This is a genomic window from Enterobacter pseudoroggenkampii, from assembly GCF_026420145.1.
Classification (GTDB): domain Bacteria; phylum Pseudomonadota; class Gammaproteobacteria; order Enterobacterales; family Enterobacteriaceae; genus Enterobacter; species Enterobacter pseudoroggenkampii.
Genome location: NZ_JAPMLV010000003.1, coordinates 14551 through 33112, shown reverse-complemented (window position 1 = coordinate 33112; position 18562 = coordinate 14551). Strand labels below are relative to the sequence as shown.

The window sequence follows — 18562 nt, the reverse complement described above, 5'->3', positions numbered from 1 at the left end:
GCTGTCGCGCCGTAAAAAATTAACCGTGTTTCTTCTTCGCGAAAATGACGCGCGCCAGAATGTTCAGCAACAGTACGCAAAGGGTAATGATCAGCACCCCGGCCCAGGCCAGCTGCTGCCATTCCGCGAAGGGGCTCATCGCAAATTTAAAGATCGTCACCGGCAGGTTGGCGATCGGCTGCATCATGTCCGTGCTCCAGAACTGATTGGAGAGGGACGTAAACAGCAGCGGCGCCGTTTCACCCGCGATACGCGCCACCGCCAGCAGGATACCGGTCATGATCCCAGAGACCGATGCCTTCAGCGTAATCGCCGAGATCATCTTCCATTTCGGCGTACCCAGCGCATAAGCCGCTTCACGCAGGCTGTCCGGCACCAGTTTCAGCATGTTCTCGGTGGTTCGAATCACAATCGGCACCTGCAGCAGCGCCAGTGCAATCACGCCCGCCCAGCCAGAGAAGTGTTCCATCTGCGCCACCACCACGGTGTAAACAAACAGACCCACGACGATAGACGGTGCAGACAGCAGAATATCGTTGATGAAGCGAATGACTTCCGCCAGCCAGGATTTACGACCGTATTCTGCCAGGTAGATGCCCGCCATGATGCCCAGCGGCGTGCCAAAGACCGTCGCCCAGAGGATCAGCAGTCCGCTGCCCGCCAGGGCATTCGCCAGGCCACCACCCGCCGTGTTCGGCGGCGGCGTCATTTCGGTGAACAGCGACAGTGACATTCCGTCAATTCCGCGAACGACCGTCGAGAAGAGGATCCAGACCAGCCAGAACAGGCCGAATGCCATCGTCGCCATAGAGAGCGTCAGGGCAATGCGGTTTTTCATGCGGCGTCTGGCCTGCATTTTACGGCGAGATTCCGCCAGTTCAGCGGTTGCTTGCATTTCGAGAGTAGCCATTAGCGTGCCCCCTCATTTTTAGCGAGACGCATAATCATCAGCTTGGAAATCGCCAGAACAATGAAGGTGATAACGAACAGAATCAGACCCAGCTCCATCAGCGCCGCCACGTGCAGCCCCGATTCCGCTTCCGCAAATTCATTCGCCAGCGCCGAGGTAATACTGTTACCCGGCATATAGAGCGACGCGCTGTCGAGCTGGTAGGTGTTACCGATGATAAAGGTGACCGCCATGGTTTCACCCAACGCACGACCTAAGCCCAGCATCACGCCCCCGATCACCCCATTTTTGGTGAACGGAAGGACGATGCGCCAGATCACTTCCCAGGTGGTGCAGCCGATACCGTAGGCCGACTCTTTCATCATCACCGGCGTTTGTTCGAAGACATCGCGCATAACCGCCGCAATGTACGGAATAATCATGATGGCGAGGATCACACCTGCCGCCAGAATGCCAATACCGAAAGCCGGGCCAGAGAACAGGGCCCCCACAAACGGAATGGCAGAAAGAACGTTACCGACCGGTTCCTGGAAGTATGTGGCGAACAGCGGAGCAAAGATGAACAGGCCCCACATGCCGTAGACGATACTTGGAATGGCTGCCAGCAGTTCGATGGCAATACCCAGCGGGCGCCGCAGCCAGCCCGGCGCCAGTTCCGTCAGGAACAGGGCAATACCAAAGCTTACCGGAACCGCAATCAGAAGGGCGATGAACGAGGTCATCAACGTGCCGTAAATCGGCACCAGGGCACCGTAGATGTCGTTCGGCGCGTCCCACTCTTTGGTCCACAGGAAGGAGAAACCGAATTTCTGGATGCTCGGCCATGAGGAGAAAATCAGAGACACGATAATGCCGCCCAGCAGCAATAGCACAATCAGCGCAGCCAGTTTAACCAGCGCGCTGAAAATCATGTCACCTTTTTTACCCGGAGGGTTAAATGCAGGCTTGGTTGCAGCCATAAATTACTCTTCTGTTTGAGACGTTTTTACGAATATGCCCGGTGGCGCTAACGCTTACCGGGCCTACAGCTTAAACCGTAGGGCGGGTAAGCGCAGCGCCACCCGCCATCTTCGTTAAATATATCCTGTTAGTACAGCGCTTTACCGCTGCTGTCTTTCACGTTGGTTTTCCATGCAGCGCGAATCTGCTCAACCACGTTGTCCGGCAGGGTGGCGTAATCCAGAGCGTTAGCCTGTTTGCCGCCGTTTTTGTATGCCCAGTCGAAGAACTTCAGCACTTCGGTGCCCTGCTCAGGTTTCTTCTGCTCTTTGTGAACCAGGATGAAGGTGGTAGAGGTGATTGGCCATGCACCTTCGCCTTTCTGGTTAGTCAGATCCTGCGCGAACGATTTGCTCCAGTCAGCGCCTTTCGCTGCGTTAGCAAAGTTCTCTTCGGTTGGGCTAACCGGTTTGCCGTCGGCTGAAACCAGTTTGGTGTAGGACAGGTTGTTCTGCTTCGCATACGCATACTCTACGTAGCCGATGGAGCCAGGCAGACGCTGTACGAACGCAGCGATACCGTCGTTACCTTTACCGCCCAGACCGGTTGGCCAGTTAACGGTAGAGCCGGAGCCGACTTTAGATTTCCACTCTTCGTTCACTTTTGCCAGGTAGCTGGTGAACACGAAAGAGGTACCGGAACCATCCGCGCGGCGAACCACGGCGATGTTCTGAGAAGGCAGCTTCAGGCCTGGGTTGAGTTTGGCGATCGCTTCGTCATCCCATTTTTTGATTTTGCCCAGGTAGATGTCACCCAGGGTTTTGCCGTCCAGCACCAGCTCGCCCGACTTCACGCCCGGCAGGTTGATGGCCAGGACCACGCCACCGATCACGGTCGGGAACTGGAACAGGCCTTCCTGAGCCAGTTTGTCATCAGACAGCGGAGCGTCTGATGCGCCGAAATCAACCGTGTTCGCGGTAATTTGTTTCACGCCACCGGAGGAGCCGATACCCTGATAGTTAACCTTGTTACCAGTTTCTTTCTGGTAGGTATCCGCCCATTTGGCATACACCGGCGCAGGGAAGGTTGCACCAGCGCCAGTCAGGCTTGCTTCTGCAAATACAGAGAACGCGCTCAGAGATAAGGTCGCGGCGACAACAGTTGCGACAGTGGTACGCATAACTTTCATAATGTCTCCTGCAAGATTTTCGTAAATCGTTGTTTAGTGGCTACGATGAGCAAAATAGGACAAACAGGTGACAGATAAATGTACGAATTATGACAGTTTTATGACAATGGAAATTTCACTTAAAAACAAGCAAAATAAATATTATATTTCAATGCATTAGCCACTTTTATGACAAGACGTTTTCAGAAATATTTTCTTTATGTGACACTGAAAAAAGTAGCTGAAGATGACAAATTGTCATTATTAAAAATGAGAAAGGATTGATGAAAAACAAACCAGGCAGGATAAAAAAGCTCCACCCGAAGGTGGAGCCTGAAGGGATTATTCTACGGTAACCGATTTCGCCAGGTTACGCGGCTGGTCGACGTCGGTGCCTTTGATCAGCGCCACGTGATAGGCCAGCAGCTGCAGCGGAACGGTGTAGAAGATGGGTGCAATCACCTCTTCCACATGCGGCATCTCGATGATGTGCATGTTGTCATTGCTGACAAAACCGGCATCTTTGTCGGCGAAGACGTACAGGACACCACCGCGGGCGCGGACTTCTTCGATGTTAGATTTCAGTTTTTCCAGCAGTTCGTTGTTTGGTGCCACAACGATGACCGGCATATCCGCGTCAATCAGCGCCAGCGGGCCGTGTTTCAGCTCGCCTGCCGCATAGGCTTCAGCGTGAATGTAGGAGATCTCTTTCAGCTTCAGCGCGCCTTCCAGCGCAATCGGATACTGATCGCCACGACCCAGGAACAGGGCGTGATGTTTATCAGAGAAGTCTTCCGCCAGCGCTTCAATGCGTTTGTCCTGAGACAGCATCTGCTCAATGCGGCTCGGCAGCGCCTGTAGGCCGTGAACGATGTCGTGCTCAACGGAAGCATCTTCGCCTTTCAGACGCGCCAGCTTCGCCACCAGCATCAGCAGAACGGTCAGCTGCGTGGTAAACGCTTTGGTGGAGGCCACGCCGATTTCGGTGCCTGCTTTGGTCATCAGCGCCAGATCGGATTCACGCACCAGGGAAGAGCCAGGAACGTTGCAGATGGCCAGTGAGCCCAGGTAACCCAGCTCTTTAGAGAGACGCAGCGCGGCAAGCGTGTCCGCCGTTTCGCCAGACTGGGAAAGGGTGATCATCAGGCTGTTACGACGCACCGCAGATTTGCGATAGCGGAATTCAGACGCGATTTCCACATCGCACGGCACGCCCGCCAGGGATTCAAACCAGTAGCGAGAAACCATACCGGAGTTGTAGGAGGTGCCGCAGGCCACGATCTGAATGTGCTCAACCTTGCCGAGCAGTTCGTTCGCGTTTGCACCCAGCTCGCTCAGATCCACTTCACCGTGGCTGATGCGCCCGGTCAGGGTGTTTTTGATGGCGTTTGGCTGCTCGTAAATCTCTTTCTGCATGTAGTGACGGTAAGCGCCTTTATCGCCCGCGTCGTACTGCAGATTCGATTCGATCTCCTGACGTTTCACCTGCTCGCCTTTGGTATCGAACACGGTCACGCTGCGGCGAGTCACTTCCGCGATATCACCCTCTTCGAGGAAGATAAAGCGACGGGTAACCGGCAGGAGCGCCAGCTGGTCAGAAGCGATGAAGTTTTCGCCCATGCCCAGACCGATAACCATCGGGCTACCGGAACGCGCGGCCAGCAGCGTGGACGGGTCGCGGGAATCCATGATCACCGTACCGTACGCACCGCGCAGCTGAGGGATAGCACGCAGCACCGCATCACGCAGTGTGCCGCCCTGCTCCAGCTCCCAGTGCACCAGGTGAGCAATCACTTCGGTGTCAGTTTCAGAGACGAAGGTGTAGCCGCGCGCTTTCAGTTCTTCGCGTAGCGGTTCGTGGTTTTCGATAATGCCGTTGTGCACGACCACGATGTGTTCAGACACATGCGGGTGCGCGTTACCTTCAGACGGTTCACCGTGCGTCGCCCAGCGGGTGTGCGCAATACCGGTACCACCGCGCAGCGGATGTTCTTCCGCGGCCTGGGCCAGCATCTGCACTTTTCCGAGACGACGCAGACGGGTCATATGGCCTTCTGCATCGACGACAGCCAGACCGGCTGAGTCGTAACCACGGTATTCCAGACGACGTAAACCTTCGAGAAGGATTTCAGCAATATCACGCTGCGCAACTGCGCCAACAATTCCACACATAATTTTAGATTCCGAATTTAGGCATTATGCCTGCGTTGTCGCTGACCTGTATTTGCCCTTTCCGGGCGCCCCGAGCCTTGTAGAGAGTGGGGTTATTTTTATGGGTACTGCTTGTGGGGGGAGGATTATATTATCCCCTCACCCCGGCCCTCTCCCCAAAGGGGCGAGGGAGAAAAACACCGCACCGAACGATCCCCTCTCCCCTGTGGGGAGAGGGTTAGGGTGAGGGGTAAATCCGTTACTTTTTCTTCACCGGGCGTTTCCAGCCCTGCTTGCTGACCTGCGGAACGCGGCTTAACACCAGCGCGTTCTCGGCCACATCGCGCGTGACGGTTGTTCCGGCGGCAATGGTCACCCCGTTACCCACGGTAACAGGCGCCACCAGCTGCGTATCGGAGCCAACGAACACGTCATCACCGATGATGGTTTTAAACTTATTCGCGCCGTCATAGTTACAGGTAATCGTCCCTGCACCAATATTCACGTTATTGCCAATTTCCGCGTCGCCAAGATAGGTCAGATGACCGGCTTTCGAGCCTTTACCCAGACGCGCTTTTTTCATTTCCACGAAGTTACCCACGTGAGCGCCTTCCAGCAGCTCAGCGCCCGGGCGCAGACGTGCAAACGGGCCGATGGTACAGGCGGCATCCAGACGGGCATCTTCCACCACGCTGTACGGGCTGACTTCGCAGTCGTCACCGATGACGCTGTTTTTAATCACGCAGCCGGTGCCAATTTTGACGCGGTTGCCCAGCGTCACGTTACCCTCGAGGATAACGTTAGTATCAATCTCAACGTCACGCCCGTGAGATAACGAACCACGCAGATCGAAACGCGCCGGATCGCGCAGCATCACGCCCGCCAGCAGCAGTTTTTCAGCCTGCTCGGACTGATAAATACGCTCAAGACGAGAAAGCTGCAGGCGGTTGTTCACACCGTCCGTTTCGCTGATGCGCGCCGGATGAACGGCGGCAATTTCACGCCCTTCGTGGTACGCCATCGCAATGATGTCGGTGATGTAGTATTCACCCTGCGCGTTGTTGTTGTTGAGTTTGGACAGCCAGCGCTTCATATCCGCGCCATTGGCAATCAGGATACCGGTGTTGATCTCCTGAATCTTGCGCTGTTCGTCGCTGGCATCTTTATGCTCAACAATACCCGTGACGTTACCGTTTTCACGGGTGATGCGGCCATAACCGCTCGGATCGTCCAGCACGACGGTCAACAAACCGATGCCGCCCTGCGGTTTGGCTGCACGCAGGCGAGTCAGTGTTTCAACGGAGATCAGCGGGACATCGCCGTAGAGCATCAAAATGTCTTCGTCATCCGCAAAGAAAGGCGCTGCCTGCTGCATCGCATGGCCTGTACCCAACTGTTCGGCCTGAAGCACCCAGTTGAGCTTGTCATCGCTCAGCGTCTTTTTAAGCAGATCTCCACCGTGGCCGTAGACCAGGTGGACCTGACTCGCACCCAGTTCATTCGCTGCATCAATGACATGCTGCACCATTGGCTTTCCTGCAAGCGTGTGGAGCACCTTAGGCAGATCGGAATACATGCGGGTTCCTTTGCCTGCGGCAAGGATCACCACGCTCATCGCACTGTTTGACATACGCATCCTGACGGTAGTTTGAGTGAGAAGTAAAAACGTTTGATGCTTAAAATTCTACATCTTTTTCATCATGAATTAAGGCCGAAAAAAAAAGCCAGCCTGGTATCCAGACTGGCTTTTGTGCTTTTCAAGCCGGTGTTACATCGCTTTTTTGGTCAACTCGATAACGCGCAGTTTCGCGATCGCTTTGGCCAGCTCCGCAGACGCCTGAGCGTAATCCACGTCACCATGAGAGCTGCTAATGTGCTCTTCAGCCTTACGCTTCGATTCCAGGGCTCGCGCTTCGTCGAGATCCTGGCCACGGATAGCGGTATCGGCCAGAACGGTCACACTGCCAGGCTGCACTTCAAGAATGCCGCCAGACAGATAGATAAACTCTTCGTGACCGAACTGTTTAACGATGCGGATCATACCAGGCTTAATGGCGGTGAGCAGCGGTGCGTGACCCGGGAAGATACCCAGTTCACCTTCACTACCCGTTACCTGGATTTTCTCGACCAGACCAGAGAACATTTGTTGCTCTGCGCTGACGACGTCCAGGTGGTAAGTCATTGCCATATCACCCTCCGATTAAGGCGTTAAAGTTTTTTGGCTTTTTCCACGGCTTCGTCGATGGAACCAACCATGTAGAACGCCTGCTCCGGCAGGTGATCGTATTCGCCTTCCATGATGCCTTTAAAGCCACGGATGGTGTCTTTCAGGGAAACGTATTTACCCGGAGAACCGGTGAATACTTCCGCAACGAAGAATGGCTGGGACAGGAAGCGCTGGATCTTACGCGCACGTGCTACCACCAGTTTGTCTTCTTCAGACAGTTCATCCATACCCAGGATGGCGATGATGTCTTTCAGTTCCTGGTAACGCTGCAGCAGGGACTGTACGCCACGCGCGGTGTCGTAGTGTTCCTGACCAACAACCAGTGGATCCAGCTGACGGCTGGTGGAGTCCAGCGGGTCAACGGCCGGGTAGATACCCAGAGACGCGATCTGACGGCTCAGTACCACGGTTGCATCTAAGTGCGCAAAGGTGGTGGCTGGTGATGGGTCAGTCAAGTCATCCGCAGGTACGTATACCGCCTGAACGGAGGTGATAGAACCGGTTTTGGTAGAGGTGATACGTTCCTGAAGAACACCCATCTCTTCCGCCAGCGTAGGCTGATAACCTACCGCTGAAGGCATACGACCCAGCAGTGCAGATACTTCAGTACCGGCCAGGGTGTAACGATAGATGTTATCAACGAACAGCAGAACGTCACGGCCTTCGTCACGGAATTTCTCAGCCATAGTCAGACCGGTCAGCGCAACGCGCAGACGGTTTCCTGGTGGCTCGTTCATCTGGCCGTAAACCAGGGATACTTTGTCCAGAACGTTGGAGTCGGTCATTTCGTGGTAGAAGTCGTTACCCTCACGAGTACGTTCACCTACGCCCGCAAACACAGAGTAACCGGAGTGCTCGATCGCGATGTTACGGATCAGCTCCATCATGTTTACGGTTTTACCTACGCCCGCACCACCGAACAGACCGACTTTACCGCCCTTCGCGAACGGACACATCAGGTCGATAACTTTGATACCGGTTTCCAGCAGTTCCTGAGAGCTGGACAGCTCTTCGTAGGAAGGTGCCGCGCGGTGGATAGCCCAACGCTCTTCTTCACCGATGTCGCCTTTCATGTCGATTGGTTGACCCAATACGTTCATGATACGACCCAGTGTTGCTTTACCTACCGGGACTTCGATCGGGTGCTCAAGGTCTTTTACTTCCAGACCACGACGCAGACCGTCGGAAGAACCCATCGCGATGGTACGCACGATACCGCCGCCGAGCTGCTGCTGAACTTCCAGCACCAGGCTCTCGTTACCATTCTGTACCTCAAGCGCGTCGTACACGCGTGGTACGGCGTCCTGAGGGAACTCGACGTCCACCACGGCGCCGATTACCTGGACAATCTTTCCAGTAGCCATCTTGAATCCTCTACGTAATTCGTAAACCTGGTTAAACCGCGGCGGCCCCCGAGACGATCTCGGTGAGTTCCTGAGTAATGCTGGCCTGACGAGCTTTGTTGTAAACCAACTGCAGCTCTTTAATCAGGCTGCCGCCATTATCGGTCGCGGCTTTCATCGCCACCATTCGTGCGGCCTGCTCGCTGGCCAGGTTTTCTACAACGCCCTGATAAACCTGAGATTCAACGTAACGACGCAGCAGGGTATCCAGCAGCGGTTTCGGATCGGGTTCATACAGGTAATCCCAGGTTTTTTGCTTCAGCTCGCCATCTTCTGATGCCGGTAACGGCAGCATCTGCGTGAGCGTTGGAACCTGAGACATGGTGTTAATGAATTTGTTGCTGACAACGTACAGTCTGTCCAGACGGCCTTCATCATAAGCCTGCAACATCACTTTAACCGGGCCGATCAGTTCGGACAGGGACGGGTTATCACCCATACCGGTCACCTGAGCGACAATGTTGCCGCCAACGGAGTTAAAGAAAGAGACGCCTTTAGAGCCGATCATTGCGATATCGCACTGAACGCCTTTTTCAGACCATGCTTTCATATCCGCCAGCAGTTTTTTGAACAGGTTAATGTTCAAGCCGCCACACAGACCACGGTCGGTCGACACCACCAGGTAGCCCACGCGCTTAACGTCGCGTTCTTCCAGGTAAGGGTGCTTATATTCCAGATTACCGTTTGCAAGGTGACCAATCACTTTGCGCATGGTTTCTGCATAAGGACGGCTGGCCGCCATGCGATCCTGCGATTTACGCATTTTGGAAGCGGCGACCATCTCCATCGCTTTAGTGATCTTTTGCGTGTTCTGGACGCTTGCGATCTTACTACGTATCTCTTTTGCGCCGGCCATGAGCTTCTCCTCAATGCCAGGCGGCTTGTCCTGAGACAAGCCGCCGGACGATTACCAGGATTGGGTTGCTTTGAAGGAATCGAGGATAGCTTTCAGCTTGCCTTCGATTTCGTCGTTATAGCCACCGGTCTGGTTGATCTCTTGCATCAGCGGAGCGTGATCACGGTCGACGTAAGCCAGCAGAGCGGCTTCGAAGCTACCGATTTTCGCCAGTTCCACATCTTCGAGGTAACCGCGTTCAGCCGCGAACAGAACCAGGCCCTGCTGAGCAACAGACATTGGTGCGTACTGTTTCTGCTTCAGCAGCTCGGTCACTTTCTGACCGTGGCTCAGCTGTTTACGGGTTGCTTCGTCCAGATCGGATGCGAACTGAGAGAACGCAGCCAGTTCACGATACTGTGCCAGCGCGGTACGGATACCACCGGACAGTTTCTTGATGATCTTGGTCTGAGCAGCACCACCAACACGGGATACGGAGATACCCGGGTTAACTGCCGGACGAATACCGGAGTTAAACAGGTTGGTTTCCAGGAAGATCTGACCATCGGTAATGGAGATTACGTTGGTCGGAACGAACGCAGAAACGTCACCCGCCTGGGTTTCAATGATCGGCAGCGCGGTCAGAGAGCCCGTTTTACCCTTCACTTCACCTTTGGTGAAGTTCTCGACGTATTCCGCGTTAACGCGGGAAGCACGCTCCAGCAGACGAGAGTGGAGGTAGAATACGTCGCCAGGGAACGCTTCACGTCCAGGTGGACGACGGAGCAGCAGGGAAACCTGACGATAAGCAACAGCCTGTTTAGACAGGTCATCGTATACGATCAGTGCATCTTCACCGCGGTCACGGAAGTATTCGCCCATTGCGCAACCGGCGTATGGCGCCAGGTATTGCAGTGCAGCAGATTCAGACGCAGTTGCTACCACAACGATGGTGTTAGACAGTGCGCCGTGTTCTTCCAGTTTACGAACCACGTTAGAAATGGTGGACGCTTTCTGGCCGATGGCCACGTACACGCATTTGATGCCGGAGTCACGCTGGTTGATGATGGCGTCGATAGCCATCGCGGTTTTACCGGTCTGACGGTCACCGATGATCAGTTCACGCTGACCACGACCGATTGGAATCATGGCATCAACGGACTTATAACCTGTCTGAACAGGCTGATCTACGGACTGACGGTCGATAACGCCTGGTGCGATAACTTCGATTGGGGAGAAGCCATCGTGCTCAACCGGACCTTTACCGTCGATTGGCGCACCCAGGGTGTTAACAACGCGACCCAGCAGGCCACGGCCAACCGGTACTTCCAGAATACGGCCAGTACACTTAACCTTCATGCCTTCGGCGAGGTCAGCGTATGGACCCATCACAACTGCACCTACGGAGTCGCGCTCCAGGTTCAGTGCGATAGCGTAACGGTTACCCGGCAGGGAAATCATCTCACCCTGCATACAATCGGCCAGGCCGTGGATGCGGATAACACCGTCACTTACAGAAACAATAGTACCTTCGTTGTGAGCTTCACTCACAACACTGAACTGAGCAATGCGCTGCTTGATCAGTTCGCTGATTTCGGTGGAATTCAGTTGCATGCTCCAGTCCCCTTAAGACTGCAAGACGTCTGCAAGGCGTTCAAGACGGCCGCGTACGCTGCCATCAATGACCATATCACCCGAGCGGATGATTACGCCTGCCATTACAGACTTATCGATTTTGCAATTCAGCTTAACTTTGCGTGACAGACGTTTTTCCATCGCGGCGGTGATTTTCGCAAGCTGTTCGTTACTCAGTTCAGTCGCAGAAGTCACTTCAACTTCAGCGGTTGCTTCACTAAGGGCACGTAAGTGCTCAAACTGCTCGAGAACATCCGGGAGCACACGGAGACGACCATTTTCTGCCATCACCTTAATCAGGTTCTGGCCGTTGGCATCCAGTTGCTCTCCGCACACGGCGATAAACGACGCGGCGACAGTTTCAGGTGCTAACGCACCGGAAAGCAACTCAGCCATTTGTTCGTTTTTCGTCACCTCAGCGGCAAACGCCAGCATATCCTGCCAGCGATCGACATTGTGGTGTTCGACAGCAAAGTCAAAAGCTGCTTTGGCGTAGGGGCGAGCTACCGTAACAAATTCAGACATCAGCCCCTCCCTCCTTACAGTTCAGCGACAAGTTTGTCCACGATGTCGCTGTTAGCAGCTTCATCCACGGAACGTTCGATGATCTTCTCGGCGCCAGCAACAGCCAGAATCGCAACCTGCTTACGCAGTTCTTCACGAGCACGTTTACGCTCAGCATCAATTTCTGCCTGAGCCTGTGTCACGATCTTAGTACGTTCCTGTTCTGCTTCAGCTTTGGCTTCGTCCAGGATCTGCGAACGGCGTTTGTTAGCCTGTTCGATGATTACCTGAGCTTCCGCTTTCGCTTTTTTCAGCTGGTCTGTCGCGTTGGCCTGTGCAAGGTCCAAATCTTTCTTAGCGCGTTCTGCAGAAGCCAGACCGTCAGCAATTTCTTTCTGACGTTTTTCGATGGCAGCCATTAAAGGCGGCCATACATACTTCATGCAGAACCAGACAAAGAGAATAAACGCGATGGCCTGGCCGAGGATTGTTGCGTTCATGTTCACAGCACAATACCTCTTTAATTTCTGTGGCTTAGGGTTTTAAAACTACTACTACGCGACAGCAAACATCACGTACAGACCCAGACCTACAGCGATCATTGGGATAGCATCCACCAGACCCATAACGATAAAGAACTGAGTACGCAGCAGAGGAATCAGATCAGGTTGACGCGCTGCGCCTTCCAGGAATTTGCCCCCGAGGATGCCGATACCGATCGCAGCACCGATAGCCGCCAGACCCATCATCACAGCGGCAGCCATGTACAGCAGATCCATATTCAGGTTTTCCATGACAGTCTCCAGTTTGTTTCAATTAAAACGTAGTAGTGTTGGTAAAAAATCAGTGCTCTTCAGACGCCATCGACAGATAGACGATCGTCAGAACCATGAAGATAAAGGCTTGCAGCGTAATGATCAGGATGTGGAAAATGGCCCACGGCACATTCAGAACCCACTGTGACCACCACGGCAGAAGACCCGCGATCAGAATGAAAATCAGCTCACCCGCATACATGTTGCCGAACAGTCGCAGACCCAGTGAAACAGGTTTGGACAGCAGGCTAACGCCTTCCAGGATCAGGTTGACCGGAATAAACGCCCAGTGGTTGAACGGCTGCAAGGTAAGCTCTTTCACAAAGCCGCTTACGCCTTTCATTTTGATGCTGTAGAAAAGAATCAGGATAAACACGCCCAGCGCCATCGACAGGGTGATGTTCACGTCCGCAGACGGTACAACACGCAGTGCAGGCAGGCCGAAGATGTGCTCGCCGATAAACGGCAGCAGATCGATTGGCAGCAGGTCCATCAGGTTCATCAGGAAGACCCAAACGAACACGGTCAGCGCCAGCGGAGCAATCAGCTTGCTCTTGCCATGGTACATGTCTTTGACGCTGCCATGGACGAAGCCGATGATCATTTCGATGAAGGTCTGGAATTTCCCTGGTACACCGCTGGTCGCTCGTTTAGCAACACCGCGGAACATGGCCAGGAACAGAAGACCCAAAACCACCGAGAAGAACATGGAGTCGATGTTGATCGTCCAGAAGGTGGCCGGGGGGTTATGTGGATCCACCAGCGAGAATGTACGCAGGTCCAGCTGAAGGTTATTCAGATGGTGACCTATGTAATCCTGCGGCGTCATATTTTCTGAAGCCATGATGCCTTTTACCCTTTGTTATTGATTACAGCTGGAGCCAGAACTTGTACCACCAGCACCAAAACCCACGTTGCTATCAGCGGCATGAAGACCACTTTCAAAACCGCCAGCGCCATCACCAGTAGAGCAAAGGTCAGCAACACCTTACACACTTCGCCGAGGGCGAAGGACCAAGCCACGCGGCCTTTGGCGGGTGTATGCGCCTGATGACGCCAGGCAAAAATCATAAACAACACGTTTGGCAGCACAACCGCCAAACCCCCGCACACGGCGGAGATGCCCCAGAAGGGGTCTTTGAGGCTAAACAGCAGTCCACTTGCTATCACAGCCAGAAACTGAACGAACAGAAGCTTACGAGCAACGTTTCTACTCAAGAGCGACACAGACATCACGTTTTTACTCCTGCTCCCTTCGAGGTATGCCGCGTGTCGTATAAAACGTCCTTTAAGGCTCAGAGTCAAGCATCAAAAAGCGGTCAAATTATACGGTGCGCACCCGTGATTTCAAACATTAAGTAGCGAAAAGGTGAATAAATGTTTAAATATTTTTCCCCACCGCTATTTTTTAACTTTCGCTGAAAGCGTCAACCTTCGACCAAAACTGCAAACAGCGCGAAAACGTTGTCGATAAAGCGTGCACGAGATCACAAAACACACATTTGCGATAAGGTTGTATTTATCAAAGGCGCAAATCACGAAAATTTATCTTTATGAAATTAAACACAAAATGTCGCAACTATTTTCAAAACAGCCCAGTACACAATAAAAACCTTTTATTGACATTCTTAATAAATAATTAACATTACGTTCTGGTTACTGCCTTCCACTTTTAGCAGACTTATATTTTCACAGATGACTATCTTCTCGGTGAATAATAGGCGCTACGTTAACTGGAAGAAAAACCTTAGTGAAGTAGAGGTTAAAAGCTCCCCGATAAAACCCTGGTAGTTGTGCTGTTTTTTAACATGATAAGAACAGCACGAATTCCACATTTTTTATTAATTTTTTAAAAATTGTTTGGCTTAATTATCACCAGATGGCGTTCACCTTCGAGCTGAGGAATCTGTAATTTCTCAATAGACTCGACAGCAAAACCGTCTGGAAGCTGTTCAATCTCATCGCCTGGCAACTGCCCTTTCAGCGCATAAAAGCGGCCGTTCTCCGCAGGCAAGTGCTTACACCAGCTCACCATGTCATTGAGCGAAGCAAACGCGCGGCTGATAACCCCGTCAAACGGCGGCTCTGCCGGGAACTCCTCTACCCTGCTCTGCACGGGCGTAATGTTCTCAAGCTTCAGCTCATGCTGTACCTGACGTAAAAAGCGCACGCGCTTGCCGAGGCTGTCCAGCAGCGTGAAATGGCTCTCAGGGCGAACAATCGACAGCGGAACGCCCGGTAAACCTGGACCCGTACCCACGTCGATGAAACGCTCACCTTTCAACCATGGGGCAACCACGATGCTATCGAGTATATGGCGGACGAGCATCTCGTTGGGGTCGCGAACAGACGTCAGGTTGTACGCTTTGTTCCATTTGTTCAGCATATCGACATAGGCCACCAGCTGATTTTTCTGGTGATCGGTGAGCGAAATACCTGCCTGATCCAGCAGACGAGAGAGTTTGTTGAGCACGGTGAATACCTGTTTAGAGATTTTTCGCCCGGTGGCGCTGCCGCTTACCGGGCCTACGAATAAGTAGGGCGGGTAAGCGAAGCGCCACCCGCCAAAAGCAATGTCAATTACGCGCTGCGGCGCAGCATACCTTGCTTTTTCAGCCAGACCAGCAGGATCGAAATCGCCGCAGGGGTAACCCCCGAGATGCGGGACGCCTGACCGATCGACACCGGTTTGTGATCGTTCAGCTTGGCGATCACTTCGTTAGAAAGGCCCGTCACCTGGCGGTAGTCCAGCATTTCCGGCAGCAGCGTGTTTTCGTTACGCTGCTGTTTTTCGATCTCATCCTGCTGACGCGCGATGTAACCTTCGTACTTCACCTGGATCTCAACCTGCTCTGCCGCTTCAGCGTCTTCCAGGCCCGGCGCGAACGCGGTCAGTTTGACCAGGTTCTCGTAGGTGACTTCAGGACGGCGCAGCAGATCTTCCCCGCTGGCCTCGCGCGACAGCGGTGCTGTTAAGTGAGCGTTTACTTCGGCAGCAGTTTCCGCCTGCGGATTCACCCAGGTGGTTTTCAGACGCTGACGTTCCTGTTCAATGCGTTCCAGCTTCTCGTTGAAGCGCGCCCAGCGTTCGTCATCGACCAGACCGAGTTCACGGCCCATTTCGGTCAGACGCAGGTCGGCGTTATCTTCACGCAGCATCAGGCGATATTCTGCGCGAGAGGTAAACATACGGTACGGTTCTTTGGTACCCAGCGTGCAGAGATCGTCAACCAGCACGCCCAGGTACGCCTGAGAACGGCCGGGTGCCCAGCCTTCTTTCTCGGCAGAGAAGCGCGCAGCGTTCAGGCCGGCAAGCAGGCCCTGTGCAGCCGCTTCTTCGTAGCCGGTGGTGCCGTTAATCTGACCCGCGAAGAACAGACCGTGGATGAATTTGCTCTCCAGGGTCGGCTTCAGGTCACGCGGATCGAAGAAATCGTACTCAATAGCGTAGCCAGGGCGAACGATTTTTGCGTTCTCCATACCCTGCATTGAGCGAACAATTTGCATCTGCACGTCGAACGGCAGGCTGGTGGAGATGCCGTTCGGGTAAATTTCGTTTGAGGTCAGCCCTTCCGGCTCCAGGAAGATCTGGTGCTGGTTGCGATCGGCGAAGCGCATCACTTTGTCTTCGATCGACGGACAGTAGCGTGGACCGATCCCTTCGATCACGCCAGCATACATGGGGCTACGATCGAGGTTATTGCGGATCACGTCATGGGTTTTCTCGTTGGTATGCGTGATGTAGCACGGTACCTGCTGCGGATGCTGTGCCGCATTGCCCATGAACGAGAAGACCGGCATTGGGTTATCACCGTGCTGTTGCGCCAGCACGCTGAAATCAATGGTGCGCGCATCAATACGCGGCGGCGTGCCTGTTTTCAGGCGGCTAACGCGCAGTGGCAGTTCGCGCAGACGACGAGACAGTGGAATAGACGGCGGATCGCCAGCACGGCCACCACTGTAGTTATCCAGACCGATATGAATTTTACCGTCCAGGAATGTGCCCACGGTCAGCACCACGGCTTTCGCGCGGAATTTGAGACCCATCTGGGTCACGGCACCCACGACGCGATCGTTCTCAACGATAAGATCTTCAACCGCCTGCTGGAAGATCATCAGGTTCGGCTGGTTCTCCAGGGCGGTACGCACCGCCTGACGGTAAAGTACGCGGTCTGCCTGAGCACGGGTCGCACGGACAGCGGGGCCTTTACTCGCGTTTAGTATCCTAAACTGGATGCCAGCCCGATCGATCGCTTTCGCCATCAGGCCGCCAAGTGCATCCACTTCTTTTACCAGGTGTCCTTTCCCAATGCCGCCAATCGCCGGATTACAGGACATTTGTCCCAGCGTGTCGATATTGTGTGTCAAAAGCAGGGTCTGCTGACCCATTCGCGCTGCGGCCATTGCGGCCTCAGTGCCTGCGTGACCCCCGCCAATGATGATGACGTCAAAAGGATCCTGATAAAACATGGTGGTCTGCCTCGCGTAAAGCGGTATGAAAATGGATTGAAGCCCGGGCCGTGGATTCTACTCAACTTTAGTCTTTCGAGAAAGCATTGGGATCCTGGGCTATTAAAAAGAAGATCTTTTTATTTAGAGATCTGTTCTATTGTGATCTCTTATTAGGATCGCGAACCTGTGTGGATAAGTCCGATCTCATAAAGAAGATCATGCAGTTAGAAAGGATCGTTTGCTGTGAATGATCGGTGATCCTGGACCGTATAAGCTGGGATCAGATCGCGACTTTATGCACAGGCCAAAAACGACGCTACGGTTGTTCTTTGGATAACTACGGGTTAATACGAGCTTTTAACCAGAGTTATCCACATCTGTTCGCGCGATCTTTAATCGTTTTTGAGTAAATTTTTCCATTCCGCGAGCCAGATCTCGGCTGGATCCTCCGGAATGTCATGATCGAGGATGTTGATCTTGAGCGTTTCACCCAGCTGTTTTGCTCCGCAGGAGGTGACAGCGGCTTCGACTTTCTCTATTGCCCCGCAAAAGGTGTCATATTCGCGACTGCCGATCCCCACTGCGCCAAAACGGACGTTTGACAGGTCGGGCTGCTGTTCCAGCAGTTCGTCATATAAAGGTTGCAGGTTATCCGGCAGATCGCCCGCGCCGTGCGTGGAGGTGATCAGCAGCCAGACCCCGTCAGTCGGGAGATCTTCCAGCAACGGGCCGTGCAGGGTTTCCGTGGAAAAGCCCGCATCTTCCAGCTTTTCAGCCAGATGTTCCGCTACGTATTCCGCACCACCAAGGGTGCTGCCGCTGATAAGGGTAATGTCCGCCATTGATCGCTCGCCTGGATAAAGAGACGGCCATTGTACGCTGTGAGCGAGCTGGGATCTACCTGTGGAAAATGTGGGAATGAATTTGCCCGATCACGGGCGGATGGTACGCATGATCGGGTTTTGCAGGGAGATCAGGGTTTCGGTGGACTGAATTTCATCGATTGTTTGGATCTTGTTGATAAGTACCTGCTGGAGGGCGTCGATGGATCGGCACATGACTTTAATAAAGATGCTGTAGTGCCCGGTGGTGTAATACGCCTCGGTGACTTCATCCAGCGCGTTTAGTCTCGCCAGGGCGGAAGGATAGTCTTTGGCGCTTTTAAGAATGATGCCAATGAAGCAGCAGACGTCGTAACCCAGATGTTTAGGACTGACGTCAATGCGTGCGCCGGTAATGATCCCCGCCTGCTTCATTTTCTCTACGCGAACGTGAATGGTTCCCGGGCTGACGCCAAACTGTTTCGCCAGTTCGGCGTAGGCGGTACGGGCATTGGCCATTAACGCCTCCAGAATGCCGCGGTCGAGATTGTCGATCTGATAATTTTCCATAGCTTTTTCTTATGAAGATTAATGAATCACTCTATTCTAGCGTTTAATTTTATCGAATCAAAAGTGAAGGTGGCTTTTTGTTGATGAGTTATTGAATGTGATGCCATTTCTGTTGCTTAATCAATATCAACA

18 protein-coding genes are annotated in these 18562 nt (G+C 53.5%); all 18 read right to left on the bottom strand.

Translation table 11 applies throughout. The annotated features are described in order from the left end of the window. Positions 1–19 precede the first annotated feature (19 nt). The 18 genes from pstA to asnC all read right to left on the bottom strand — a co-directional run bounded on the left by pstA (position 20) and on the right by asnC (position 18430). Entirely contained in the window at positions 20–910 is an 891-nt protein-coding gene (gene pstA, locus OTG14_RS15735) for a phosphate ABC transporter permease PstA (RefSeq protein ID WP_024907882.1), read from the bottom strand. Further along, positions 910–1869, bottom strand: coding sequence for a phosphate ABC transporter permease PstC (pstC, locus tag OTG14_RS15730; RefSeq protein WP_024907883.1), 960 nt, complete (start codon positions 1867–1869; stop codon positions 910–912). The genes pstA and pstC overlap by 1 nt, the downstream gene beginning before the upstream one ends. Before the next feature lie 128 nt (positions 1870–1997). After that, positions 1998–3038 carry a phosphate ABC transporter substrate-binding protein PstS gene (pstS, locus tag OTG14_RS15725; RefSeq protein ID WP_024907884.1) on the bottom strand — a complete coding sequence of 347 codons (1041 nt, stop codon included), beginning with the start codon at positions 3036–3038 and terminating at the stop codon, positions 1998–2000. A gap of 321 nt (positions 3039–3359) precedes the next feature. Further along, on the bottom strand, positions 3360–5189 hold the full coding sequence (gene glmS, locus OTG14_RS15720) for a glutamine--fructose-6-phosphate transaminase (isomerizing) (RefSeq protein ID WP_267215341.1): 1830 nt from the start codon (positions 5187–5189) through the stop codon (positions 3360–3362). Positions 5190–5427: 238 nt separating this feature from the next. Continuing rightward, positions 5428–6798 (bottom strand): bifunctional UDP-N-acetylglucosamine diphosphorylase/glucosamine-1-phosphate N-acetyltransferase GlmU, encoded by a 1371-nt coding sequence (gene glmU / locus OTG14_RS15715; RefSeq protein ID WP_090420275.1) that lies wholly within the window; start codon positions 6796–6798, stop codon positions 5428–5430. 138 nt (positions 6799–6936) lie between these two features. Beyond that, positions 6937–7356 (bottom strand): F0F1 ATP synthase subunit epsilon, encoded by a 420-nt coding sequence (locus OTG14_RS15710; protein WP_006177560.1) that lies wholly within the window; start codon positions 7354–7356, stop codon positions 6937–6939. A 20-nt stretch (positions 7357–7376) separates the two neighbouring features. After that, positions 7377–8759 carry a F0F1 ATP synthase subunit beta gene (atpD, locus tag OTG14_RS15705; RefSeq protein WP_006177559.1) on the bottom strand — a complete coding sequence of 461 codons (1383 nt, stop codon included), beginning with the start codon at positions 8757–8759 and terminating at the stop codon, positions 7377–7379. 31 nt (positions 8760–8790) lie between these two features. Beyond that, on the bottom strand, positions 8791–9654 hold the full coding sequence (gene atpG, locus OTG14_RS15700) for a F0F1 ATP synthase subunit gamma (RefSeq protein WP_024907886.1): 864 nt from the start codon (positions 9652–9654) through the stop codon (positions 8791–8793). 51 nt (positions 9655–9705) lie between these two features. Then, on the bottom strand, positions 9706–11247 hold the full coding sequence (atpA, locus tag OTG14_RS15695) for a F0F1 ATP synthase subunit alpha (RefSeq protein ID WP_006808751.1): 1542 nt from the start codon (positions 11245–11247) through the stop codon (positions 9706–9708). A 12-nt stretch (positions 11248–11259) separates the two neighbouring features. Further along, positions 11260–11793: a F0F1 ATP synthase subunit delta gene (gene atpH, locus OTG14_RS15690; RefSeq protein WP_267215340.1), complete on the bottom strand. Its 534-nt coding sequence runs from the start codon at positions 11791–11793 to the stop codon at positions 11260–11262. A 14-nt stretch (positions 11794–11807) separates the two neighbouring features. Beyond that, on the bottom strand, positions 11808–12278 hold the full coding sequence (gene atpF / locus OTG14_RS15685) for a F0F1 ATP synthase subunit B (RefSeq protein WP_014072436.1): 471 nt from the start codon (positions 12276–12278) through the stop codon (positions 11808–11810). A gap of 48 nt (positions 12279–12326) precedes the next feature. Next, positions 12327–12566, bottom strand: coding sequence for a F0F1 ATP synthase subunit C (atpE, locus tag OTG14_RS15680; RefSeq protein WP_000429386.1), 240 nt, complete (start codon positions 12564–12566; stop codon positions 12327–12329). 49 nt (positions 12567–12615) lie between these two features. Next, a complete protein-coding gene (atpB, locus tag OTG14_RS15675; RefSeq protein ID WP_008500193.1) occupies positions 12616–13431 on the bottom strand; it encodes a F0F1 ATP synthase subunit A in 816 nt (271 codons plus the stop codon). Positions 13432–13439: 8 nt separating this feature from the next. Then, positions 13440–13820 (bottom strand): F0F1 ATP synthase subunit I, encoded by a 381-nt coding sequence (gene atpI, locus OTG14_RS15670; protein ID WP_023333920.1) that lies wholly within the window; start codon positions 13818–13820, stop codon positions 13440–13442. 616 nt (positions 13821–14436) lie between these two features. Further along, on the bottom strand, positions 14437–15060 hold the full coding sequence (gene rsmG / locus OTG14_RS15665; protein ID WP_024907888.1) for a 16S rRNA (guanine(527)-N(7))-methyltransferase RsmG: 624 nt from the start codon (positions 15058–15060) through the stop codon (positions 14437–14439). Positions 15061–15167: 107 nt separating this feature from the next. Beyond that, positions 15168–17057 carry a tRNA uridine-5-carboxymethylaminomethyl(34) synthesis enzyme MnmG gene (mnmG, locus tag OTG14_RS15660; protein ID WP_024907889.1) on the bottom strand — a complete coding sequence of 630 codons (1890 nt, stop codon included), beginning with the start codon at positions 17055–17057 and terminating at the stop codon, positions 15168–15170. A gap of 374 nt (positions 17058–17431) precedes the next feature. Beyond that, positions 17432–17881, bottom strand: coding sequence for an FMN-binding protein MioC (mioC, locus tag OTG14_RS15655; protein WP_023309786.1), 450 nt, complete (start codon positions 17879–17881; stop codon positions 17432–17434). 90 nt (positions 17882–17971) lie between these two features. Then, a complete protein-coding gene (gene asnC / locus OTG14_RS15650) occupies positions 17972–18430 on the bottom strand; it encodes a transcriptional regulator AsnC (protein ID WP_024907891.1) in 459 nt (152 codons plus the stop codon). Positions 18431–18562: the final 132 nt, after the last annotated feature.